Below are 24,434 nucleotides of genomic sequence, written 5' to 3' on the forward strand. Positions count from 1 at the left end.
GGTCTCAGTGAGGGGTCAGTGTCAGACGCGCAGGTGCTCGAAAATCGAACCTGCGGCTCTTTCGTCGCTGGCGTTACCATGATCGATGATTTCGCCTTGCTTCAGCACGGTATAGCGATCGGCAACCTTCAGCGCGAACGGAACGTTCTGCTCGATCAGCAAGAGCGTGGTGCCATGACGCTTGCGCTCCCAGAGCAGCGCCTCGGCCAGCCGCTCGATCACGGACGGCTGCAACCCTTCCGTGATTTCATCGAGCAGGATGATCGATGGGCGCATCATGAGCGCACGGGCCACCAGCAGCATCTTCTGTTCGCCCCCGGAGAGCGTGCCGGCGAGTTGCTTCAACCGGCTCTTGAACACCGGGAAAACCGGTTCGATTTCGGCAAAGCGTTCGTCGAACACCGATACCTTGGCAAGGCCCAGGCGCAGGTTGTCACGAATCGTGAGATCCTGAAACAGCGCATGTTCCTGAGGCGCGTACGCGACGCCCGCTTGCGCGATCCGATGCGGCGCCATGCGGGTAATGTCCTGCCCGCGCACGCGCACAGTGCCGGTCTTCTTCGGCAGATAACCCATGATCGTCTTGAGCAAGGTGGTCTTGCCCATGCCGTTCTTGCCCAGCAGGGCGACGGCTTCGCCGTTGGCGAGCGTCATCGACAGCTTGCGAAGCACGACCGACGCCTTGTATCCGCTGGTGACATCCTGCAGCTCCAACGCGATCTGGCTCATGATGCCTCCCGGTATGCCGTGTTCGCGCCGGATGCTGCGCTCTGCGCGGTTCCGGCATAAATCGTCCTGACCAGTTCCGAGTTGACCACTTCGTCGAAGTTGCCTTGCATCACGATGCGTCCCTGATGCAGGACCACGATGCGAGTAGCAATCTCGGCAACGAAATCGAGGTCGTGCTCGACCAGCAGACAGCAGAGCCGGTAGCGGTGAGCCAGTGCGGCCAGCACGTCGCCGATTTGCGTGCGCTCTGTTTTGGTCAATCCTGCTGTCGGTTCGTCGAGCAGCACGATGCGTGGCTCAAGCGCGAGCACCATGGCCAGCTCCAGCGCCTGCTGTTCGCCGTGCGAGAGATCCTTGGCCACCGCATCCAGCTTCTGGTCAAGGCCGGTGGTCCGAACCACCTCGAGTGCATACGGAGGCAACGAAAGCGTGCCCGCACGCCGGAACAGCGACGGTCGTTCGATGATCGTGCCCGCGATTCGCAGGCATTCCGCCACCGTCAGCGTGTCGAAGATGTTGGCGTTCTGGAACTTGCGCCCCAGCCCAAAATGCACGCAACGGTCCGGCGGCAGTTGCCGGATATCGTGCCCGCACAGCACAACCGAACCGGCAGAGCGCTCCGCTCCGTCACTCATGCAGCGCATCAGCGTCGTCTTGCCGGCGCCGTTCGGACCGATCAGGCCAACGAGTTCGCCAGCGTTGGCGTTCAGGTCGATTCCCTGCAACACCTTGAGACTGCCGAAATTTCTGGCGACCCCCTCCATCTGCAGCGCAGGTTCTGAGCGAGCCTGCACGCTTTCCACCCCGACGGCCCGCTCCACCAGTTCGGGTTTGGCGGCGTTGCCCGCGAGATGGCGCAATGGCTTGAGCAGCAACGGCACCATTCCCTGCGGCAACAATACGATCACGGCCACAAACGCGGCGCCCAGGATGAGTTGCCACGCAAATGGCATGCTGCCGCTGAGATAGGACGTCCCGACGTTAATCAGAAGCGCGCCGATGACGGGCCCCCACAGCGTTCCACGACCGCCCAGCGCGACCCAGATAATCAGTTGGGTACCGAGAACGAAGCCGGTCAGCTCGGGCGCGACGACACCGCTGAATGCGCCGTAGCCGAAACCGGCGAGGCCGGCGATGATCGCGGTCGCTACCAGCAGGACGATCTTGATCAACGACGTATTGATACCGAGGTACGAGCAGCGCGATTCATTGTCGCGAATCGCCGCCAGCACGCGGCCGCCGTCGCTGCGTACGAAAAGCCACGCCAGCGCTGCAATCAGCAGCAAGGCGCCGCCGGCGATCCGGTACCACGCGTCGAGAGACAGATCGAACGTCTCGTAGCCGGTCAGTCCTGAACTCGAGCCGGTCCATTCACCACCGGACAGCAAGAGCTGACTGAGTACGATCGGCAGTACAAGCGACATCACAGTCGCGAAAAACGGCGAGGCGCCCCGATAGAAAGACAGCCAGCCCAGCAGCGCCGCGATCGCGGCCGTCGCTGCGATGGCCGCGCCTAGCGCCAGCACCACATAACCGGCCGAGAAACCGCCGTGCGTGAAGACGAGGCCCGCTGCGTACGCGCCAATGCCGAAAAAGGCAGATTGCCCGAACGTCAGGTATCCGGTGTACCCCCAGAGGATATCGACCGTCACGGCAACGATCGAAAAGAAGAATGCCTGGATCAGGACATTCAGCAGATACGTGCCGAACAGGAACGGACCGACCGCCAGCAGCAGAACGGCAAACCCGCCGATCATCAGCAAGCCGCGTCCGGGCGACAGCTTGCGCCGGCTGGACACCTGCTCGTCGCGCAACGAGGCATCGCCGATGCCGGCATGTCCCGGCGAAGCACCGACTTTAGCCATGTGAGAACCCCTTCGGACGAATACGCAGTGTAAGCGCAGCCAGCACGGCGATGGTCAGGCCACCCAGTACCGGACTGACGAACGTGCTGACCAGAACCTGGCAAGCGCCAAATACGAGGCAGGTGACCAGCAGGCTGATCATCGAGTAACCCGAAACCATGACCAGCATGAAGGCGCTCACCAGCCAGGCCAATCCCATGTTGGGATCGACGCTCGACAACGGGGTAATGAGCGTGCCGGCCAGGGACCCCAAAGCAGCACCGAGACTGAACGTGATAAAGCGTATGCGGCCCGAATGAATGCCGAGCCCGCGAGCCAGGTCCTCGTTCATGATCACGGCACGGGTCTTGACGCCGAACCGCGTGCCTGTGAGCAGCGCGGTCATGAGAGCGCACAAACCGAGCGCGATAGGGATCAACAGCAGGCGATAAGCCGAATAGTCGGTCCCCGCGATGGAAAAGGCGCCTTTCAGCGGCGTTTCCACGAACTGGACCTCGCGGCCAAAAGCCATGACGATCAGCTGCCCGATCACGATTCCCAGGCCCCAGGTGGCGAGGATCGCGTCGAGCGGGCGTTTGTAGAGCGGGCGCACGATCACCTGCTCGACGAGCATGCCAACCACGGTGCCGACCACGATCGCCAGCGGCAGGCTGATCCATGGGTTGAGCTTCAACTGCGTGACCACGAAGCTCGCATACGCACCCGTCGTCAGCAAGGCGCCGTGGGCGAAATTGACGATTTGCATCACACCGAAGATCACCATCAATCCGGCGGTCACGATGAACAGCACGGCCGCCGTTGTGAAAATATCCAATGCCAGAACCATTGTCTTCTCCAGTCACCTCCGCCCGCACGCCGGCAAGGCCCGGCGATCAGGCGGATGCTGCATTCCTTAGCAAGCCTACTTGATGTTCGGGCACTGTGCCCCCGGGTCCACGTCCGGAAAGGATTGCAGGATCTTTACCGAACCGTCCGCCTGAATCTGGCCCAGACGCATGGCGAGAGGCGTATGCCGGCTCTTGTCCATCGACACCGGACCGCGCGGTCCGTCGAACGACACCTGATCCAGCGCCCGGATCACCTTGGCAGGATCGGTGGACCCTGCTTTCTCGGCCGCCGCCTTGTACAGGAAGAACGCTTCGTATTGCGGCTCCGACAACTCGTTCGGCGTCTTCAGGTCTTTGCCAAAGCGCTTGTCCATGGCGGCAAGGAATTTGTCGTTCTCGGGCGAGCCGATACTCGTCAGGTAGGAGCCCGACATATAGATACCCGTCGCGACGTCACCCATGCTGTGGGCGGTACCTTCGTCGATGGCCAGGTTGCCGTACGGCAGCGTCAGCCCTGAACCCTTCAACTGCTTGGCGAGCGCCACGTTGGGGGCGCCGCCCGCCGTCGCGCTGATCAGCGCGTCGGGATGCACCGAACGGATCTTGGAGAGAATCGGCGTCCAGTCGGTGCCGTCGATCGGCAGGTACTCCTCGCCCACTACCTTGCCACCGTGCTGCTCAATGTACTTTTTGGTGAAATCGAGCATGCCGCGGCCGAACGCATAATCGTTGCCCACCAGATAGAACGTCTTGGCGCCTTTGCTTTTTTCAAAGTAATCGACCACCGGCGCAACCTGTTGCTCCGGTACCCAGCCGTTCACATACATCCATGGGCTGCACGAGCGGCCTTCATAGAACGAAGTGTAGATAAACGGCTTCTTGCCACGCGCTACGATGGGAAGCGCCGCATTGCGGGCCGCGCTGGTCTCCATCGAAATGATCGCGTCGACATTCTTCTGAAAGACCAGCGTGTCGTACGCCTTCTGTGCGCCGACCGCGCCGGACGCGTCGTCGGTAATTTCGAGTTCGACCTGGCGGCCCAGGATACCGCCGGAGGCGTTAATTTCTTCGACCGCCAGTTGCGACGACTGAACCACGGCAGGCGCAACAACGCTATTGGCTCCCGACAGGCCGACCGCCACGCCGATCTTGATGGGGTCGGCGGCCAGCACGTCGGCACACGCGCCAACGCCGACTATGGCCGCCATGGCGGCGGCAAGGAATGGTTTGTTGAACTGGGTCATGGGATTTCCTTTGTAGTGGTCGTGTGGTCTTTCGAGGAACATGCAGGTGCCGGCCAATAGCTCACGTATGAGCAGACGGCCAGCCGGTGCCCAGCATCGGGTCATACACGTCGGCACGCCGGTCGCGCAGCACGTGATTGAAGGTGTTGAGCGTGCGCTCGGCGCGCGTGCGCTCCAGATCGATCGTGGCGTAAAGGACTTCTTCGCGTTCAGCGCTGGCTGGCCCTGCGACGGGCCACCCGTTGCCTCCTACGATCAGGCTCTGGCCGACGAACGGCTGACCCCGCTCGTTGCCGATCCGGTTGGCGCACGCAATCACCAGGCCATTGCTGTGCGCAGCGGCCATCGTCAGGGTGGTGGCCATGGCAGGACGATCGGCCGGCTGTCCCGCCATCGGCACCCAGTTCGTCGGTACGCAAACGATGTCTGCCCCTTGCATGGCCGCCAGTCGAAATGTTTCGGGAAACCATCCGTCGTAGCAGATCGCAATGGCAATTCGCCCCACGGGCGTGTCGAAAACCGGCGCGCCGCGGTCGCCAGGCTCGAAGAAGCGATGTTCGTTGTTCCATAGATGCAGCTTGCGGTAAATGCCGACGTGACCCGAGGGACCGGTGAGAATGGCCGAGTTGTATAGACGTCTGCCCGCCCGCTCGGCGATGCCGGCGACAATATGAATGCCGAGGCGCTGCGCCGTTTCGGTAAAGATCTGAGCGGTCTCCCCGTCCGGCAGCGCTTCTGCAAGCGAGAAGGCCTCGTCGCGGTCTTTGAAGACATAACCGGTGTTAGCCAGCTCGGGCAAGACCACCAGCGACGCGCCTTCGCTGGCGGCGGCTTCAATGTGCCGGACCGCGCGCGCCACGTTATCGAGTTTCGCGCCGACATGTGGCTGCATCTGAATGCAGGCGATAACGAGGCCCTCGAGGCCCGCTTCTCCAAGACCGTGCTGCAACATTACTTTTCGTCCCCCAAAACAAAAAACCCCCTCACCAGCGTTGGACGCAAGTTCGGGGGCTGCATAGCCTTCCATATGTGGCACGGCATCGTTGCCGTGGAGCCGCCAGACAACTTGGTGGCTCAGTGGACGCGAATTTAAGAAGCCAAATTCACGATGTCAAGAGATTTAGCGAAGAGTTTGGAGCGCCTCCAGGGCGAGGGGTTGCCAGCTACGCTTCAGGGCCGTCAACCACACAGCCTTCGCCTTCCCGGGCGGCTGGCTTCGCACGTCTTGCCCTTGCTTCGCGAAATCGGCGAAAACGCGGCGTACCGGATTCTATTCTCGTGTCAGCAAACTGACCCCACCCACGAGGATTGCAATGGTACACGTCACAACCGACAACAGCACTTCCGCTGCAGAGCTTCCCCAAGGCACTCCCTTGAGCACGGAAGAACATGAAGCAACGAATCGCGGCGCTACGCCGCGTTCCACGTCGATGCCGACTCCGAGCAGGGAGATGCCTGCGCCGCGCACGAGCACCACGGGACGCCTGACGCAGGAACCAGGCATCGAACTTCGGCGCAGGCAGCCCGCTCCAACGATGACCGTCGCGGTGCGCACCGCACAGGATGCGGAAAGAGCCGCTCCCACGGCCGAAAACCGCCTCCGGCGTCTCGCCGGTCCCGATACGCCGGCATCCGTAATCCGGGTCGCACACACGGCGGGACAGGTACTCTACCCGAAGACCTTCGACAGGATGCCTGACGACGTGCTCGCCAGCCTGCTCGAGCGCGCGCCAGTATACGAAAGGCATGGCATTACGACCCAAAAGGACTTCGAGGGATTCCTCACGAAGTCGCACGCCGAGACATTTGCACCGGTGCTCGGGCGCCTCGGATATCTGCCCACGCTTCCGCTCGCGGCCAATTTCATTGCGCCGCACCTCGAACTTCCGTTCACCGGATATTCGACCGGCGGTCCGACCATGTTCGCGACGGTCAATACGATGGCGCTCCAGGAAGGGCTCGAGAGGTATTACATCGGCCAGCTCGATACGTACAACTTGCCCCCGTCCGTGCAGTCGCGCTACGACGACTTCAGGAAAAATTCGGTGCCGCCGGAGGTTCTCACGGAAATGTACCGGCAGATCCCTCGCGTGATGACGACGTTAATCCCCGCTTTCCATGCGATGCACCAAGGGCAGCTCATGGATCAAAAAGACGTGGTGCTCAACGACGTATATGCCGATGCCGCGACTTTCGCGTTTGCCGACCTGATTCCCGCCGTCGCAACAGCGATCCACGATACCGTGTTCAAGAATCATGCGGACGCCGGCAAGGGTCTTGAAGCGCCGTCGCATGGCGAACTGATCGCGCACCAGCCCATACCCATTCTCGAGCATCGACTGAGCAACCATGAAAAAGGCTGGTTCAAGTCGATCGGCGAGGCCGGTGTTGCGATGGCCGAAGGACTCGGAGAGCTCTGGACGACGCGGGATCGTCTGCCGAGAACCGTGCTCGTACCGGCCAACGCCGGATCGCTGATCTCGGTCGCACTCGTCGTGACGGCATTCACGATCGACAAGTTCAGGAACCCTGATCTCCCCGAAGGAAAGATCGATCCGAAACTCGCAGCGGCCGTTCCGTTGCCGCTCGCGTACATGGAAGTCCTCGCGACGCTCGCGTTCGGCAAGCTGCTCGAGGTCTGCGACAACGTGCTCACGAAAGGCACGCCGCGCAGGGAATACGACACGCCTGCAAGCATCGAAGAACTCTCCGCGCACGACAGCGATGAAGACGGGCACGACGTCGCCGCACTCGAAGCGCATCACGGATCGCCCCGATCCGATGCGTCCCCTGAACCTATGATGACCGCGGCAGTGCCGCTCGAAACGCCCGGGAGCACCACGGCCACGCCCGGCGCGCGCACGAGCGACATGCGCTAAACGGAGCATCGAGGTGCCCCGCGAGCGCCGCGGGCCTTTCACGGCCTGCGGCGCATCGCATCAACCTGACTACCCTGAAATCGAAAAGGACACTTTCTTCATGTCTGACCTCAATCCTCATATCGGCAGTATCGGCGGCGCCGCAGACCTGCCCGTGATCGAACAATCCGAGCCCGCTTCGACCCGCCGTCGTGCGGCCACGAGCTCGCGGCTCGCGCGACCGGACAATGCACCGGGCTCCTCACAGACGACGCGTTTGGGCGGCACCCGCCCGCCGGCCCAACCTGTGCCGTCCGGCAGTGCGCATCAGACGGGAGCGTCTCGCGCAGAAGAGAGCTTCATACCGGGCGAACTCGATTCGTCGAAGCTGGATAGCTCAACAGCGGCCAAGAACAGGACCCGACCGGGCCGTGCCAAGCTCGACACGACCGGCCTCTCGCTACCCGAGATGATTCCGCAGATGATCGGACACTATGCGCCGGCAGCGATCGGTCAATGGCCGACGAACCGCGCGAAATTGACCGACTGTGTCGTGATAAACCTCAGGAACCTCGCAGGGATGCCGTCCGGAACGGATAACGCGAAGCAACTGCACCGCGAAATCACGGTGAACTGGCACTGCCTCTCGGAGGCGGAAAAGAGCGACGTGCTCAACAAGGTCAATGCCTCGATCAGCGGCAAGGCGAACGGCCAGGCGTGGCTCGAGCATACCGCCGCGCATATGGACGCGGACGATGTCACGAAGCTGCTGAACGCGTGCGACCCTGCGGTCAAAACCGCATTGGCGCCGTCCTTCGGCCTGGCCGGCACGGATCCCGTGCGCAAGGCGCAGATCAAGAGCGACATGGCAGACATGCGCATGACGATGCCCATGGACCACATGGTCGATTACGTGGGCCTCCTCGAGAAGCACGGCTGGAAGATCGTGAGCTTTCCGGAGGGCGCCGACAAGCCCAAATCGATCGGTGTGATCGGCGCCGGACCTGCGGGCCTCGCGGTCGCGACCCTTGCCAATCATGCCGGCATCAAGGTAACCGTCCTTGAGGCCGAGGACCACATCGGCGGCCGGCTCGCGACGCACAGGCGCGATCTCGGCGACGGCACGATGAGTCCGACGGAAACGCATCCGGGCGGCATGCGTTTTCATACCACGTACGGCAACCTCTACTGGTATCTCGCGGCGAAGAAGTACGGACTGCCGTACATGTCGTTCGTGAACCCGAGCCAGGTCGGCGCGACGCTGATCGTCGGCGACGATGTCCTCAAGATGGAACCCGGCAAAGAGCCCGACAGCCCGGTGCTTCAGAAGGTCAAGGAAGATTTCAACAAGGCAATCGGTTCGCTGACGAAGCCGTTGCGCGACGCACGCGACGCAGGCAATGTGCCGCTGTTTCTCAAGCTCTCCCAGGAGGCCAAGGAAAAATTCGACGGCCACACGTTCGAGACGGGCGTGAAGCAGTTGCTCGCCGAAAACGGCATTCATTGGGATGAGGAGCATTGGGAAAAATTCGGCGCGGTCGGTATCGGCGTCGGCGGCTACAAGGGTTACTTCAACACCGGCTTCCTCGAAGAGTTCCGTTTCCTCGTCGACGAGCGCCTCGAAGGGCACCAGTTGCTCATCGACGGCGCCGACGAGCCGTTGCGCCGCATGGTCAGCGAAACCCCGGAAGGTGGACAGTCGCTCGGGGACCTCGGGGCTATCCTGCTCAGCACGCCCGCCACCCATATCGACAAGGCCGACAGACAGTACATCGTCAGTTCGAACGGCCCTGATGGCGAGCAGGAGCACAAGTTCGACGAGCTGTTCTTCGCCGCCGGCCCACGCGCCGCGGTCGCCCTCGGCATGACGCAGGAAGTCGAAGGCAAACCGCGGCTCGTGTCGCCGGACATCGCCACGGCACTCGAGCGGGCCAACATAGTCGGCGCGACGAAGATGACGATGACGGTGCCGGCCGAGGATTTCCATCCCGACATGCTTCCGAAGAATCTTCAGTCGACTGCCCCGTTCCAGCAGCTGTATCTGCAGCCGCCGGCAGCAGAAGGCAAGAACGCGGTGATCTACCTGAGCTACACGCTCGGCGACAATGCGGCCAAGGTCAGACATCTCTCGAAGGACCAGCAGATCGACATGCTGCTGGACGAGCTCGGCAAAGCGGAACAGAACGCGACCCAGCCCGAGGACAAGGCGGAGCTCCACAAGCTTGCCGAGGTGATCGCGAAGTATCGTCACCGGAGCAACTACACGCACTGGGACGACAAGGACGGCGCGTTCAAGATGGATGCCAAGGGCGATCTCGCCAACTCGCGCGTGCTGTACGCTCAAACGCTCAAGCCAAGAGAGGAGCCGTACTTCGTCAACGAAATGACGACTTACGAAGCCGGCTTCGCTAGCGGCGCCATCGGTGCCAGCATCAATGCGTTCCAGGCGATGGGTACGCGGCGCGGCGGCAAGGTGCCGCCGAACTCTCCGCTTGGCCAGAAGCTGCTCTGATCGGGCACGGCCGCCGCGCGCCTGTTTCACGCTGCGCGCGGCGGCGCCTGTCCTGTTTTCCGAGCCGAGGCCGGTACGTCGATCTGTACCGGCCTTGTTGGCATTTAGAGACCGGATAACTGTTGATTGACCCGGTGATTGATCTGCGCGACGCCCGCTGCCGGCGAGAGAATCGGCCGGCGTAACGGACTGGGAGGGTAACTGCTGGGAGGGTATTGAGCGGTTAGGCGTGCGCCACCTGCGCCAGCCGCGCGAGCTCTGCCAGCGCCGCAGCGGCGCCGTCGCGGGGTGCGCTCGCGAGCGCGCGCTGCGCGCATGCAGCCGCGGCAGTCGGGTCGTCAAGCAGGGCGTGGGCACGGCTTAACTGGTGCAACACGGCGAACGCGTCGTAGCCGCCGTCGAGCGCCCGCTGCAGCAGGGGTACCGCCGCGGCCGGATCTGCGCGGCTCGCCAGCAGTTGCCGCGCACGCAGGTAGCACCATTCCGGCAACGCAAACGCGTCGCTCGAGAGTTGCTCGAGCAACGCCTGCGCGGGACTCAGATCGAAGCCTGCGTCGAGAAACTGACGGAGCATCTGCGCCACGAGACCATGCTGTTGCCGCATCCGGTAGGTTGCCCCGATCAGCTCGGCGAATTCGCTGTTGACCGCGTGGAGCCGCCGGACCATCGCATCGGCACGCGTGCCGGTTACCGGCCTGCCGTGCCACGCGAGTACGTCATAGAGTTCCGCTCCGAACGGACTCAGGTCGTGCCAGCGTGCGACACCCCGGACGGAATCGAGCACGTGCAGTCCGCAGCCCGTGCCCGTCGACACCTTGTCCGATGCTTCGCTCACGCCACGGCTCTTGCTCTGCTTGCGCTGCATGCTGGTGCCGACGAAGAGCTGGCTGCCGTGCGAGAGCGCGCCGCGCACATAGCCGCTTAACGGCGTATCGTGCCCAGGCGCCGTACCCGCCACGTGAACCACGGCCGATGTACGCGAATTCATGCAAAACAGGCCGCCACCGTCGACGAACAACGAATGCGGGTGCTGCAAGCCACGCAGCACGACCTTGCCGCCCGCACTTAGATCGAGCACCTGACCGTCGGACGCTTCGCGCCACGAAGCGCTTGGCTTGCTGCCGAACATCGAGAGATAGACGTGGCCGTCGAATGCCTGCAGCGAGTTCATATGAAGCGTATCGGCACCCGGCTCGCGCTCGAAGAACACGCGCATGCGCGGCGTACTACCCGGCGCCCAGTCGATCGCAAAAACCTGGTTGGTGCCGCTGCTCACCAGCAGCAGTTCACCGTGCCACCACAGCAGCGAATGAGCATCGTGTACCTGCGCGAGTGACGCAGTGCGCAGCAGCCGCCCGGTGTCGTCGAACTGCGCGAGCAGCGTGCCCAGCGTACCAGGCGCACGAACCTGCAGCGCCGCATAATAGGTGCCGCCGACCCGGCACAGGCCGGTCGCGCCATACACCGGCAGCGGCACCTCGCTCAAGTCGATCCATTCGAATGCCTCCGACTCGCAGTCGAACAGCGCCAGCGCATGGCCGACCGGTTTCGAATAGCAAAAACTCAGCAGCAGTTGTGTCATGGAGCCTTCCTGTCTGTACGGTCTGTAAGGTCAGGCACATCAACCGGCGCGGCGCAAGACGGCGTGATCTGCCAACGCCGCCAGAATCCGCTCGACGCATCCCACATGTTCGCGCACGCTGGTGTCGACGGCGAACGCGGGCGATAGCGGCGCTTCATAAGGGGCGTCAACACCGGTAAACGTCTTGATCTCTCCGATCCGTGCCCGCTTGTAAAGACCTTTCGGGTCGCGCGATTCGCATACGGCAAGCGGTGTGCTCACGTAAATTTCCATGAAGCGCGCGGCGCCGACGATCGAACTCGCAAGCGAGCGCTCGGCGCGATACGGCGAAATGAATGCAGCAATCACGATCAGCCCTTCGTCGTTGAGCATACGCGCCACCTCGGCGGCACGCCGCACGTTCTCGGTACGGTCGGCCGGCGAAAAGCCGAGATCGCTGCTCAAGCCGCGCCGGCATACGTCGCCATCGAGCACGCAGCACGCCTTGCCGAGTGCCAGCAAGCGGCGCTGCAAAGCGACTGCCAGAGTGGATTTGCCGGCGCCGCTCAGCCCCGTCAGCCATGCGGTGACCGGACGCTGGCCGACTGGATTGATGTCCAGCAGTCTGTCACGGTCGCCGTCGTAGGGACCAGGGAAGTCGTAGATTGGGGACATGTCGATCTCACCGGAGGGAAGAGTCAGGGTGACGGCGTCATTAGGCCCCAGTGGGCCAGCGTGGTTTTGACCATCTGCGCATAGGCGTCGCGCAACTGTGGCTTTTCCGAGTGGTACGCACCCACCGCATCCCACGTATTGCCGTACTTGACGATCTGCTTCTTCAGATGCCAGGCAGCGACGTAGATATTGGTGCACTCGTCGCGCAACCCCTGCTCGTTGATACCGTAGACCGCCAGTTCGCGCAGATGGATCGAGTTGATCTGCAGTTCGCCGATATCCGTGGAGCCATTGGCGTTGTGATGCACGGCGGCCGGGTTGCCGCGCGACTCGACCCATGCGATAGCGCGTAGTACCAGCGGACTGACGCCCTGGTAGGTACCGGCACTGTCGAAGCAATCCGCGAAGGCGGGTTGGCTGGCCCAAAGAGCGAGTGCAACCGCGGCGCACGCCATCCGGGCCGTACTGCAAGGTTTGCGGCCAGGCCCGGCATGACGGTTTCGATGTGATGCTCGCGTGCGGTCGTCACATCCCGCATTACCGTTGAATGGATCCATCATCGTCGGTTCGATTGGGGTGAAAGGAGCGTGGCGGCTTGGGGAGCTTGCCGACCTCGGGCAGAAAACGTGAGGCACGGACAACAGCGGGACAGCAGCGCCTCGTTTCCGGATTCAAGGTAGTCGTGCACAAGCGGCAAGTCCATCGGCGCATGGTCCGCAACGCACACGGGCTTCGCATGGGCGTGCGCCGCTTCGGCGTGGGATTGTGACCAGACCCTGATGCGGCCGCGTGGTTCGGGTCGTGCCGCATGGCTTCGCGTGAGGCAGCGGGAACCTGTTTGCATGACGATATAACGCACCTGTTGGCTGTCGACATGCCTTCGGCTGGGCCGTTGGACACAGCTGCATCGATCAAGGGAGATTGCTATGCCAGGCGCCGCAGAGGGATTAGGCTACGAAGAGCGCATCGAGAGGTTGCCATCAGGCACACCCGAGGAACACAGCACAGAAACTTCGGCGCCCACGTTACGGTCGTCTGCGCTCCCCAACAACGAACCGCTGAATATTTTGCGCAGTTCTTCACCTTCGATCCGCGCGAACCGGTTGCCGGCTCTCGTTCGCTCCAGGTCGGAGGGCCAGTTCTCTCGCCCTGATTCGACACCTGGCACTCCGCCGGACACTCCGCTACTCGCACCAACGCCTCTTCGTCCTGGCAGTTCCACGAGTTTCCACCTTGGCACTCGCCGGTGGTCTTCGCCCGGCTCGCGACCGGAAGATAGAACCGAAGACGCATACATTCCCAATCGCAACGCGACGGTATCGCCGCTTTCATTCCACTTGGAGCGCGAATCGTCGCACCTCGGCGCGAGCAACCACGCTCATGGGACCGATTTCGACTCTCGCGTCAGCCGCACTCACACGCCTGTTTCTGATCGCTTTACCGGCCGCCCCCGTACTCCCTTTTCCGAAGCGGGCGACTACGAGACCTCGCGCCCCGAAACCGAAACCGAAACCAGCAGACCATCCGGACAGCCGCTTCCGCCAGCCGGCTTCGAAGGACTGCCGCAGCCGGCTGGCGATCAATACCGCAGACCGGGCGGATTCGATCCCCACTTGCCCCCGCCTCAGCTGTATCAACCGCCGACGGGAGCGCCCCCGGGATCCGGTGGTCCACAACGGTATCCGAGCGCGTTCGATCCCGCGAACCCGGCGAACCGGTGGGCGAATACACCGCAGCCACCGATGTACAACAACCCGATGTACAACAACCAGGGCTATCCGCAGCAGAACAAATGGATGAACAGACTGTCGACGTTCGCCAATTGGGGAAGTCAGCTGGGGGATGTCGCAATCAACATCGTCAGCAGTTTCCTGCACATTATTGAAACCTGGGCAAAGGCCGTCGAGAGCTTGTCGAAGGGACGTGGCTGAGCCCGCAGCCCGCGCAGCCACTGGGCGACGCACTTTGACAGATCGTATCGCGGCGTGCCGGACACGCCGCGATACCCGCCTTGCCCGCAGCATGACCGGCTCGCGATCTCGGGCGACAGTAACAGAACGTCACAAAGCGAATGGCGCCAAGGGACCCGGTGCAACTATACGTCCATCGAACGACGTTTCCGTTTTCCACCCGGTTCCTTGCAGGAGTTGCACCATGTCTGCCTCCATCTACTTCGCGGTCGCCTCCACGTTGTCGTCGGCCGACGCTGCGTCGACCCTCTTCACCAAGATGCTTGCCGGCCAGTTCCGGGACGCCTCCGCGATCGCTGCAGCGCACGCCGATCGCGAGCAAGGCAGCGCCGGGCCCGACTATGCGAGTCTGCAGAATTATGCCGACGTGCAACTGGTGCTGGGCCGCTACGAAGACGCGGAAGACATATACCGGCGTGCGCAAAAGTCCATTCGCAGCGAACATGGCCCGATGCGCGCCGCCCTATCGCGCAATGCCGGCTGGCAAGCCTTCTTTCAAAGCCATCTCAGCACGGCGCTGAAGTGCTTCAAGCGAGTTGACGACGATGCCGATGCGAGTCTTGAACTGCGTCTCGAGAGCCTGGTAGGTTCGGTGCTGGTGCTGTTCCAGTTCGGCCGCCTCGACGGTGTACGCAGCCGTCTGGAAATGCTCGGCACGCTGGCGGCCGATGCAGCCGACAGCCGCTGGCGCCGCCTCGCCGAAGTGCTGCGCGCCGATCTGCTCGCGCAATACCGGATGCGTTCGTCCGCCCAGCTCGCCGACCATATTTACTGGCACTCGGCGATTCTCGAACTGCGCGCCGCCGATCTTTGCGAGGCCTCGCCCGCGCTGCCTGAGAACACCCCGACCATTGCCGCGCTCGCCCGCCGTGCCGAATATCTGACTCACCTGCAGGCACTGTCGACCGGCAGCCATGCCGGGCTCGGGCAGATCGACACGCATCTGCGCTGGAGCCAAAGCGCCGGACTCGACGACTACCACCGCGAACTGCGTCTCGAAGTTGCACTCGCCGCGCTGGCCGGGAATGCCCCTAACGTGGCCGATACCATGCTGCGTATGTTCGGCGACGGCGCGATGCACGGCAGCCAGCACGCTCACTGGTACATGGAATACCTCTACTGTCAGTCGAAAATGCGCCAGCAGCAGGGCCGCCTGCAGGACCATTCGCAGATGTATGCCCGCTACGCGCTGATGTCCATCAAACACGTGCGCGCGGACAGCGTGGCGATGCCCGCCGCCATTTCCGAGCGCGCCTCCGCCCCGGCCGACGACATCAGCGCGAGGTTGCCCGGCAAATACCGGCGCGCTTACCGCTATCTGATTGAACACCTCGAGCGTCCCGATCTGTCGGTGCGCGAAGTGGCAAACCATATCGGTGTCACCGAGCGCGCGCTGCAAGCAGCGTTTAAGACCCATCTCGGCTATACGCCGAGCCAGTTGATCCGCAGCCGCCGCATGGAGCACATCCGCGACGAACTGCTGGCTGACGATACCCATGCGTCCAGCGTGCTGGAGGTGGCCAATCGCTGGGGCGTGCAGCACCGCTCCACGCTCCTCAACGGCTATCGCAAACAGTACAACGAAGCTCCATCGGAGACGCTGTCGCGCTGAGCACGCGCGTCGTAACACAACCGATCCGGCAAGGAGGCGGCATGAACGGTTTCTTTCCCCCGCGCGTCATCGAAATTGGCGAGATCCGGCTACGCCCGTTTGTCGACGCCGACGCCCCTGATCTTTTTCATGTGCTGCTCGGCGACCCGGCCGTCACCGAGTGGCTGCCGCTTGCCACGCATCGCAGCGTCGACGAATCGCGCGCCTTCATCCGTCTCTGCGAACTCGGCTGGACCAGCGCGACGCGTTTCACCTGGGCGCTTGAAGATAGCGCAGGCCGGCAACTGCTGGCCGCAATCGAACTCACTCCGACCCTGCCGCGCGCCGAGCTCGGTGTGATCATCAGCCGGCGCGACGGCCATCGCCGGCGTCGCGCCAGCCTCGCAGCTCTGTTGAAGTTAATCGACTGGCTGATGGCGCAGCCGCCGCTGTGCCGGCTGCATGCCTACTGCGCGCCGCAAGGCGGAGCCGCCAGCACCATGATGCGGCTCGGCTTCACACTGGAAGGACAGCTTAAGAACTGGGAGCCGCGGCCGAACCGTGGACTGCTGGCCGGTGATGCATTGCTGTTCGCGATCACGCGAGCGCCGGGTGAGAAGCTGGCGCCGCTGGCCGACCGGCTGACGCGCAAGCGTCACGACATGCTTCGCGTCGCGGCCTGACGATCGAGGGCTGTTGGCTGACACCGGCGAGCCGCTCGGCTGAGGTTGTCCAGCAATCCGAACCAGCGTACGGTTTCGCGATGCGTTATGCCGCTGCGCCTGTTATACCTGTTGGCTGGCCTATCAGGAAAATTTAGACTAGCCAGGTGCGACGCAGACACAGTCAGAAGCGGTATGTGCTGCACAGCAAGACAGATGAATCACGGCGATCCGACAATGGCGGGTAAGCGTGTCGGAGCCGCACCGGAGATCGACCATGCCGTGGGAACAGTGGCTCCGCGAACTGGTGCATGACGTGTCCAGCTACGACTACGAGCCGAGGCCGATGGGCCAGCCGTACGGGATGCCGCTGGGCATGCACACGGGTGCTCCGTATTCGATGCCGGGTGTACTCGGTGATCTGCCCGTATGGGCACCGTCCCAGCAAGCTCCGATCCAGCCGGCGCCTGCCACCTTCAACGTCAGCCCACACTCTGCCCATAACGCCTCTATACCCGGCAATTACCCGCAGGGCATCCCCACACCGTGGATAGGGAACGCCGACGCCCATCCCGAACGTTTAGGCCAGCGCCCCCCGCCGGCCCCATACCGTTACCGCCCCACGCATCCCGCTGTCATACCGGCAGGAGCGCCGATGGCCGCGCCCTACGCTCATCCGTATGGCGAAGACACGGCACACGGTATGCAGGGCGCCGGTTTCCAGCCACGGCCATTTGCTCATGAATTGCAGTGGTCAGCAGAAATCGTTCGGGATTTCAGGCCGCCGAGAACCCTCGCAGAGGAACACGAGCAATTGCAGTTCGCCCTCACGAGAAGCATCTACGATACCCACCGCCGCCCCATAGAGAAGTTCCTTGACCGTCTCGACAAACACGCGAACTCGGCGCGACCGGCACGTCCGGTTCCCTTGAGCGAACAGCCCCTTGAAATACAGGAGCTCTACGAGAACGAAACCGAATACCTCGAGGAAATAACGGCCTCGCTGATGAACCATGCGCCCATCGAGAAGGCATTGAGACTGACTGGCATGCGGGCCGTGCCCAATGACGGCATCACTCCCGAAGGCAAAAACAACTGCTTCCTGATCAGCCTCGCGCAGCATAAGACTGGCGACTACGATTCGCCGCATCTGGCGGAAGTCGATATGGCAAGAAGAGTGCTCAACGGCGACCCCGGCGCGAGAGCCGAGGCATGCACCTTGTCGTATGAACACGCCCGTCTGCTCGACAACGCGCGCGATTTTCGTCTCGGCAAGAATGCCAAATTTGCTTGCGGGAGCGTGGCTGCCCGTCTGGCCGTCGACCTGTTGAATGCCAACCAGAAGGACGAGGATAAACTCGACGTGTGGATAATTTCCATGGTCGACGGCAAGCCGCATATCGACAAGCTGGAGTCGGGTTCACCGTCGGCGCGTGTCGTGGGCATCTGGGACAAGGGTGGTCACTTCGAATCGATTACGTCGATCCCCGCAGGTCTCCAGCAGACGTGACGCATGTGCGAGCCTTGCAACACCGCAATCGGACGGATACGAAACGCTCGCTATGCGAAATTTTCTCGGCAAAACGTGCGTCCTGACGTATTCCTCGTCGACTTGCTGTACGTCGTCGAACTCGAGTTCGGCGAGGAGCACAGCGAAACGAGAGGTTGAAATTATTTTGCAATCCTACACGAATGCCGTGAAATGGGGATGGCTGAACTTCCATCCGTTCAAGGAAGAAGTGCCGTCAGGTGGGGAAAAGAGATGACGCCATTCAGGTCACGCCGGGCAAAACCGGGAGTTCAACGGGAAAACGTCTAATTATCGGCGAAAGCCGGAGCGGGCTGCGCCTTTGCGATGAACGCTATGGCACGGGCAGCGATCGGAACGGCTGCAAAAGCTTACAGGAAGGGTGGCGGAGAGACGGGGATTCGAACCCCGGATAGGTTATTAACCTATACACGCTTTCCAGGCGTGCGACTTAAACCGCTCATCCATCTCTCCGGCGGGAGCCGAATTATAGCAAACTCTGGGGCCCGCGCCACCCCTGCCGGAAAACGTGCATGAAACAACGCGCAAACGCCCGCCAGGCGGGCATCCGGCCACCTCAGGGATGGCGAATATAGTCCACCAGCGCCCGCGTATAGGCATCCGGCTTGCGATCCACAAGACTCACCACGATCGTCACCAGGAACCCCGCGGGCACCCCAAACACGCCCGAACTGATCGGCTCGATTCCGAACCATCTGGCACCCGCGAAACCCGTCATCTGCGTGAAAAACGGATACGTCGAAACAATGTAGTAAATGCAGACCGCGAGCCCCGCCACCATCCCGGCCACCGCGCCAAGCCGGGTCGTGCGCTTCCAGAACACGCCCAGCACCAGCACCGGAAACAGACTGGACGCCGCAAGCGAAAACGCCGCCCCCACCAGAAACAGAATATTCCCCGTATTCAGCGACGCCACATACGAAGCAAACAGCGCCACCCCCAGCAAGAGGATCTTCGAGATCGTCACTCTGCGCTGGCTCGAGGCCGCCGGATCGACCATGTGATAGTAGACATCGTGCGAAAGCGCGTTCGCAATCGTGAGCAGCAGACCGTCAGCCGTGGAAAGCGCGGCGGCCAGCGCCCCCGCCGCAATCAGCCCCGACATCACATACGGCAGCCCGGCAATCTCCGGCGCCGCGAGCACCACCATATCCGGCTGCATGCTGATCTCGCTCCAGCGCACAATGCCGTCGGGGTTCATATTGTCGACACTGATCAGATTCGGCTCGATCCGAAGCCACTGCGTGAGCCACTGCGGCAAATCCGCAAACGGGTGCCCCACGAGATTCGTCAGGATCTCGTACTTGATCAGCACCGACAACACCGGCACCGTCAGATAGAACAGCGCGACAAACAACAGTGTCCAGCCCACCGAGCGCCGCGCCGATGCCACCGAAGTCGTGGTGTTATAGCGCGTCAGGATATGCGGCAAGCTCGCCGTGCCCAGCGACAAACACAGCAGCAGCGACAGAAAATTCCGTTCATGCGTCTGCCGGTCTTCGGCGCTGATCGCCGGGAACGGCTCGGCCATCGGCACCGGCGACGACGCGCGCATCAGCAGCGCCTCGCGCCGCTGCGTCCAGACGATTCTCGCGGCGTCCGCGTCGCGCGGGAACAGCTCGAGTTCGCGCTCGTGCGTGTTGATTTCGCGCAGCGAGCCGTTATGCCGGCGCAAATCCGCGACCTGCTGGGTCAGTCGCTCTTTTGCCTCAACGAACGATTGCGGCAGTTTGTCGATCTGCGTCTGCAGTCGCGCCGCCTGCAGGCTGTAGTTCTTGCGCACGCTCTGATCCTGCGGCGAGTCGCGTACCTGACGCTCGAGCGTCTCGACTCGCGTCATCAGGCGTCCATAGTTGAATTGCGGTGCCCAGCCGAGGCCATCCTTGTGCGCAATCATGGAAACCGGAATCAGGATCGCTGCAATGAGGATGATGTACTGCGCCACCTGGGTCCACGTCACTGCGCGCATGCCGCCCAGAAACGAGCACACCAGAATGCCCGCGAGGCCGCAGAAGATGCCCACCGCAAAGTCGACGCCGATAAAGCGCGATGCAATCAGCCCCACCCCCTGAATCTGCGCCACCAGGTAGACGAATGAGCACAGGATCGCGGCCAGTGCGGCGAGTCCGCGCACCGCGTTGCTCGAGAAACGCGTGCCGAGAAAATCGGGAATCGTGTAGCGCGCCAGCTTGCGCACATAAGGCGCCAGCAGGAACGCGGTCAGGCAATAGCCGCCGGTCCAACCCATCAGATAGGCGAGGCCATCGTAACCGGTCGCATAGATCGAACCCGCAAGACCGATGAACGACGCCGCCGAGAGCCAGTCGGCCGCCGTCGCCATGCCGTTGAAGGCCGACGGCACGCGCCGTCCCGCGACGTAGTACTCCACCAGATCGGAGGTGCGCGACAGCAGGCCGATCACCGCGTACACAGCGATCGGTACGAACAGGAACACGTAGCCGATCCATACCCCCGGCCCTGTCACCTGCTCGATACGCCACATCACATAGATAAAAACCAGAAAGCCGAGCGTGTAGAGCGCGTATGAGCGGATGAGCCGATGCGTGAGCGTCATCGGCTCAGTTTCCGCGCGCTGCGGTGGGGCCCGCCGCGCTCGCAGCGGCGCCGGCACGCGCATCTGCATCTGCATCTGCATCTGCATCGAACGCGCGTTGCAGGATGCGGTCGGCCCGCTGCATCAGCACGATATACACGACGATCAAGCCCACGTAGATCAGAATCGCCCCCTGCGCCCCAATGTAGAACGGCAGGCTGAAACCGGCGAAGCGCACCTTGGACAGGGTGGGCGCGGCAAGCGGCACCACGAACGACACGAGGAACCCGAGCGTCATCAATACGCCGGTCAGCACGAGGTTGTAGCGCCAGTAGCGGCCGTGAGCGCGCGCCATCGCCGCCGAGACCGGTGGCGGTTCGGGAGGCGGGTGAAGCGCGGACTGGGAGGGGGTATGCGGCGCGGCCATGCGCCTATGTATCAAAAAGGCACCGGACAGGCAATCGGGATTCTCCGCGCAGTGGGCTTGCGAAGGCCTCCTCAGCCACTGTCGCTTGGGCCGGCGCCCGATGACAAACCGCGAGTGGCAGGCAAAACTCAGCAAGAAAAAACGGCGCATCGAATGATGCGCCGTCGTTCGGGTTTCTCAACCGGCTACGGGCTGGCTACCCAGCTCATAGACCCGACCTGCAGCTCAAAGCGACTCGCCAAGCTGATCGAGAATCGCCGGATTCTCCAGCGTCGACACGTCCTGCGTAATCGCCTCGCCTTTCGCCAGCGAGCGCAGCAGGCGGCGCATGATCTTGCCCGAGCGCGTCTTCGGCAGGTTGTCGCCAAAGCGGATGTCCTTCGGCTTGGCGATCGGCCCGATCTCCTTGCCCACCCATGCCCGCAGTTCGTTGGCGATCTTCACCGCCTCCTCGCCCTCCGGACGCGAGCGCTTCAGCACCACGAACGCGCATACGGCTTCACCGGTCGTATCGTCGGGACGCCCCACCACTGCCGCTTCTGCGACGATCGGATTGGACACCAGCGCCGACTCGATCTCCATCGTGCCGAGCCGGTGACCCGAGACGTTGAGCACGTCGTCGATGCGGCCCATGATCGTGAAGTAGCCGGTTTCCTTGTCGCGCACCGCGCCGTCGCCGGCGAGATAGAGCTTGCCGCCGAGCTCTTCAGGGAAATAGCTCTTCTTGTAGCGGTCCGGGTCGCCCCACACGTTGCGCAGCATGGAAGGCCACGGCCGCTTGACCACCAGAATCCCGCCCTGCCCGTTCGGCACGTCCTGGCCCGTTTCGTCCACCACCGCGGCCATGATGCCCGGCAGCGGCAGTGTGCACGAACCCGGCACCAGCGGCGTCGCGCCCGGCAGCGGCGTAATCATGTGACCGCCGGTCTCCGTCTGCCACCACGTATCGACGATCGGGCAACGGCCGCCGCCGACGTTCTCGTGATACCACACCCATGCTTCCGGATTGATCGGCTCACCGACCGTGCCGATCACGCGCAGCGACGACAGGTCATAGCTCTTCGGATGAATCTTCGCATCGGCTTCGGCGGCCTTGATGAGCGAGCGGATCGCGGTGGGCGCCGTATAGAACAGCGACACCTTGTGTCTCGCGATCATGTCCCAGAAGCGGCCCGCATTCGGATAGGTCGGCACGCCTTCGAACACCACCTGGGTGCCGCCGAGCGTCAGCGGCCCATACGTGATGTAGCTGTGGCCGGTGATCCAGCCGATGTCCGCGGTACACCAGAACACATCGGTGGGCTTCCAGTCGAAGGTCCACTTCAGCGTCTGCGCGGCCCACAGCAGATAGCCGCCGGTGCTGTGCTGCACGCCCTTCGGCTTGCCGGTCGAACCCGAGGTGTAGAGGATAAACAGCGGATGCTCCGCGCCCACCCACTCCGGCGCGCACTGATCCGGCTCGCTCTGGGTGATCTCATGCATCCACAGGTCGCGGCCTTCGTGCCATGCGATCTTGCCGCCGGTCCGCTGGTAGACGATCACGCTCTTGACGGCCTCGCAGCCGCCCATTGCCAGCGCTTCGTCAGCAATGTTCTTGAGCGGCAAGGCCTTGCCGCCGCGCATCTGTTCATCCGACGTGACGAGCGCCACCGCGCCCACGTCGACGAGACGCTCGTTCAGCGACTTCGACGAGAAGCCGCCGAACACCACCGAATGCGTGGCGCCGATGCGCGCGCAAGCCTGCATGGCGACGATGCCTTCGACCGACATCGGCATATAGATCACCACGCGGTCGCCCTTCTTCACGCCGCGCTTCTTCAGCGCATTCGCGAAGCGGCTGACACGCTGCAGCAGATCCTGATAGGTGACGTTGGTGACGGTGCCGTCGTCGGCTTCGAAGACGATCGCGACGCGCTGGCCGTGGCCTGCTTCGACATGGCGATCGAGGCTGTTATACGAGGCGTTCAGTTCGCCGTCCTCGAACCACGTGTAGAACGGCGCTTTCGACTCGTCGAGCACCTTGCTGAAGGGCTTGTGCCAGCTCAGCGTTTCGTTCGCGAGATGCCCCCAGAAGCCTTCGTAATCGCGCTCCGCCTCGGCGGCGAGCGCCCGGTACGCGTCCATACCCGAGATCGCCGCACCCGCCACTGCCTCGGCGGGAGGTGGGAAAACGCGGCGTTCCTGAAGAACCGATTCAATCGCAGACATCGACTACCCCTTGGTGAAGATGAAACGTAAATCCTGTGCTGACGCGCCGGTGGCGCATCATGTCATGGCGACGCCGCCTGGGCGCATAGGCCCATAGCCGCTCAGCGGCGCCTGTCTCCAACCCTCGCGCAGGGCCTTCATTCCCTGCGCAGCCAACTGCCGAACCCGCATGCCGCATCGCAACACGCGCGGACTTCAGCGATCGGCCCGTTCACTTACCACCATAAACGTTGCAACTTACCGGCCACTTACGCAAGCCTCACAGAGCGGGATGCTACCCGTTTAGCCGCTGGCGTGTTGCCGCGGCGCCCTTGCCGCCGGGCGCAGCGGGTGTCGTACGTGCCCTTTTACCATGCTAACTGAACTGGCCGGCCGGATTCCAGCACCGTCGGCGCGTTTGCCTGTCTCCACCAGGTAAACCCGGATGTGGCTGTACAATAGCGCGCCTGCTGTGGGGTTTCCCTCACGCTTGGCGGTGCGCCTGCCCGGTTATTGCCTGTGCTTTGCCTCGCGCTCAGGCCATTGCGCGCCGGCCGATTCCAGCCCGATCTCATCGCCCTGATTCATCGCCCTGATTCTTGCCTATGTCCGCTCCGCGTCCCGATTCCGCTGGTAAAACGCGCCGCCCGATGCGCCCTCTGCCCGCCGTCATCTTCATGAGCCGCTGGCTGCAGGTACCGCTCTACCTCGGCCTGATCGTCGCGCAAGGCGTCTACGTCGTCCTGTTCCTCAAGGAAGTCTGGCACCTCGTCACGGCTTCGATGACGCTCGACGAAACCAACATCATGCTGGTCGTGCTCGGCCTGATCGACGTGGTGATGATCTCGAACCTGCTGATCATGGTGATCATCGGCGGGTATGAAACCTTTGTGTCGCGCCTGGGCGTCGAAGGCCACCCGGACGAGCCCGAATGGCTCGACCACGTGAACGCCGGCGTGCTGAAGGTCAAGCTTTCCATGGCGCTGATCAGCATCTCGTCGATCCACTTGCTGAAGACCTTTATCAGCCCCGACCAGAACTCCACCCACACCATCATGTGGCAGGTGATCATTCACCTGGCGTTCCTGCTGTCCGCGGTCGTCATGGCCGTCGTCGACCGGCTGACCACGCATACCCATCCGGCGCATTTCCATGAGCCGGCTGTGCCGCAACCTGTTTCCACTCCCCTGAAGGCGCAAGACTGATTGCGCAGCCCATGCAAT

Annotated in this window: 18 protein-coding genes and 1 tRNA gene; 7 read left to right on the top strand and 12 right to left on the bottom strand. The window is 62.8% G+C overall.

Annotated elements, in window-relative coordinates; translation table 11 throughout:
- Window positions 1-21: 21 nt before the first annotated feature.
- The 5 genes from FFS45_RS11995 to FFS45_RS12015 all read right to left on the bottom strand — a co-directional run bounded on the left by FFS45_RS11995 (window position 22) and on the right by FFS45_RS12015 (window position 5,617).
- The gene (locus tag FFS45_RS11995; protein ID WP_137954853.1) at window positions 22-729 is read right to left on the bottom strand and encodes an ABC transporter ATP-binding protein; all 708 of its coding nucleotides are present in this window, start codon (window positions 727-729) and stop codon (window positions 22-24) included.
- Window positions 726-2,594 (bottom strand): branched-chain amino acid ABC transporter ATP-binding protein/permease, encoded by a 1,869-nt coding sequence (locus tag FFS45_RS12000; RefSeq protein ID WP_137954854.1) that lies wholly within the window; start codon window positions 2,592-2,594, stop codon window positions 726-728. The genes FFS45_RS11995 and FFS45_RS12000 overlap by 4 nt, the downstream gene beginning before the upstream one ends.
- Window positions 2,587-3,420, bottom strand: coding sequence for a branched-chain amino acid ABC transporter permease (locus FFS45_RS12005; protein ID WP_137954855.1), 834 nt, complete (start codon window positions 3,418-3,420; stop codon window positions 2,587-2,589). The genes FFS45_RS12000 and FFS45_RS12005 overlap by 8 nt, the downstream gene beginning before the upstream one ends.
- A gap of 75 nt (window positions 3,421-3,495) precedes the next feature.
- Window positions 3,496-4,629, bottom strand: a complete 1,134-nt coding sequence (locus tag FFS45_RS12010) for a substrate-binding protein (protein WP_249362766.1) — start codon at window positions 4,627-4,629, stop codon at window positions 3,496-3,498.
- A gap of 97 nt (window positions 4,630-4,726) precedes the next feature.
- Window positions 4,727-5,617 carry a nitrilase family protein gene (locus FFS45_RS12015; RefSeq protein ID WP_137954857.1) on the bottom strand — a complete coding sequence of 297 codons (891 nt, stop codon included), beginning with the start codon at window positions 5,615-5,617 and terminating at the stop codon, window positions 4,727-4,729.
- 361 nt (window positions 5,618-5,978) lie between these two features.
- Between FFS45_RS12015 and FFS45_RS12020 the strand changes: the two genes are divergently transcribed.
- Entirely contained in the window at window positions 5,979-7,544 is a 1,566-nt protein-coding gene (locus tag FFS45_RS12020) for a hypothetical protein (protein ID WP_212745726.1), read from the top strand.
- A gap of 100 nt (window positions 7,545-7,644) precedes the next feature.
- A complete protein-coding gene (locus FFS45_RS12025) occupies window positions 7,645-10,035 on the top strand; it encodes an FAD-dependent oxidoreductase (RefSeq protein WP_137954859.1) in 2,391 nt (796 codons plus the stop codon).
- Between the two features lie 223 nt (window positions 10,036-10,258).
- On the opposite strand, the gene FFS45_RS12030 is transcribed toward FFS45_RS12025, so the two are convergent.
- The 3 genes from FFS45_RS12030 to FFS45_RS12040 are packed head-to-tail and all read right to left on the bottom strand — an operon-like array spanning window position 10,259 to window position 12,726.
- Complete coding sequence (locus FFS45_RS12030) at window positions 10,259-11,617, bottom strand: DUF4915 domain-containing protein (protein ID WP_137954860.1); 1,359 nt, start codon at window positions 11,615-11,617, stop codon at window positions 10,259-10,261.
- 39 nt (window positions 11,618-11,656) lie between these two features.
- Window positions 11,657-12,271: an adenylyl-sulfate kinase gene (cysC, locus tag FFS45_RS12035; protein ID WP_137954861.1), complete on the bottom strand. Its 615-nt coding sequence runs from the start codon at window positions 12,269-12,271 to the stop codon at window positions 11,657-11,659.
- A 23-nt stretch (window positions 12,272-12,294) separates the two neighbouring features.
- Entirely contained in the window at window positions 12,295-12,726 is a 432-nt protein-coding gene (locus FFS45_RS12040; protein WP_137954862.1) for a lytic transglycosylase domain-containing protein, read from the bottom strand.
- A 1,287-nt stretch (window positions 12,727-14,013) separates the two neighbouring features.
- On the opposite strand from FFS45_RS12040, the gene FFS45_RS12045 reads away from it, so the two are divergent.
- From FFS45_RS12045 to FFS45_RS12060, 4 genes are all read left to right on the top strand, one after another.
- Complete coding sequence (locus FFS45_RS12045) at window positions 14,014-14,202, top strand: hypothetical protein (RefSeq protein WP_137954863.1); 189 nt, start codon at window positions 14,014-14,016, stop codon at window positions 14,200-14,202.
- 223 nt (window positions 14,203-14,425) lie between these two features.
- Window positions 14,426-15,853: a helix-turn-helix transcriptional regulator gene (locus FFS45_RS12050; protein WP_137954864.1), complete on the top strand. Its 1,428-nt coding sequence runs from the start codon at window positions 14,426-14,428 to the stop codon at window positions 15,851-15,853.
- A 41-nt stretch (window positions 15,854-15,894) separates the two neighbouring features.
- The gene (locus FFS45_RS12055) at window positions 15,895-16,515 is read left to right on the top strand and encodes a GNAT family N-acetyltransferase (RefSeq protein WP_137954865.1); all 621 of its coding nucleotides are present in this window, start codon (window positions 15,895-15,897) and stop codon (window positions 16,513-16,515) included.
- Window positions 16,516-16,771: 256 nt separating this feature from the next.
- The gene (locus FFS45_RS12060; RefSeq protein ID WP_137954866.1) at window positions 16,772-18,004 is read left to right on the top strand and encodes a hypothetical protein; all 1,233 of its coding nucleotides are present in this window, start codon (window positions 16,772-16,774) and stop codon (window positions 18,002-18,004) included.
- A gap of 401 nt (window positions 18,005-18,405) precedes the next feature.
- On the opposite strand, the gene FFS45_RS12065 is transcribed toward FFS45_RS12060, so the two are convergent.
- The 4 genes from FFS45_RS12065 to acs all read right to left on the bottom strand — a co-directional run bounded on the left by FFS45_RS12065 (window position 18,406) and on the right by acs (window position 23,232).
- Window positions 18,406-18,496 (bottom strand) — tRNA-Ser (locus FFS45_RS12065).
- 103 nt (window positions 18,497-18,599) lie between these two features.
- Window positions 18,600-20,618, bottom strand: a complete 2,019-nt coding sequence (locus tag FFS45_RS12070; RefSeq protein ID WP_137954867.1) for a sodium:solute symporter family protein — start codon at window positions 20,616-20,618, stop codon at window positions 18,600-18,602.
- 4 nt (window positions 20,619-20,622) lie between these two features.
- Entirely contained in the window at window positions 20,623-20,952 is a 330-nt protein-coding gene (locus FFS45_RS12075) for a DUF4212 domain-containing protein (RefSeq protein WP_349292314.1), read from the bottom strand.
- A gap of 297 nt (window positions 20,953-21,249) precedes the next feature.
- Window positions 21,250-23,232, bottom strand: a complete 1,983-nt coding sequence (gene acs, locus FFS45_RS12080; RefSeq protein WP_137954869.1) for an acetate--CoA ligase — start codon at window positions 23,230-23,232, stop codon at window positions 21,250-21,252.
- A gap of 584 nt (window positions 23,233-23,816) precedes the next feature.
- Between acs and FFS45_RS12085 the strand changes: the two genes are divergently transcribed.
- On the top strand, window positions 23,817-24,416 hold the full coding sequence (locus FFS45_RS12085; RefSeq protein WP_137954870.1) for a TIGR00645 family protein: 600 nt from the start codon (window positions 23,817-23,819) through the stop codon (window positions 24,414-24,416).
- Window positions 24,417-24,434: the final 18 nt, after the last annotated feature.

The sequence above is a fragment of the Burkholderia sp. 4M9327F10 genome (genome assembly GCF_005503145.1).
Lineage (GTDB): Bacteria > Pseudomonadota > Gammaproteobacteria > Burkholderiales > Burkholderiaceae > Paraburkholderia.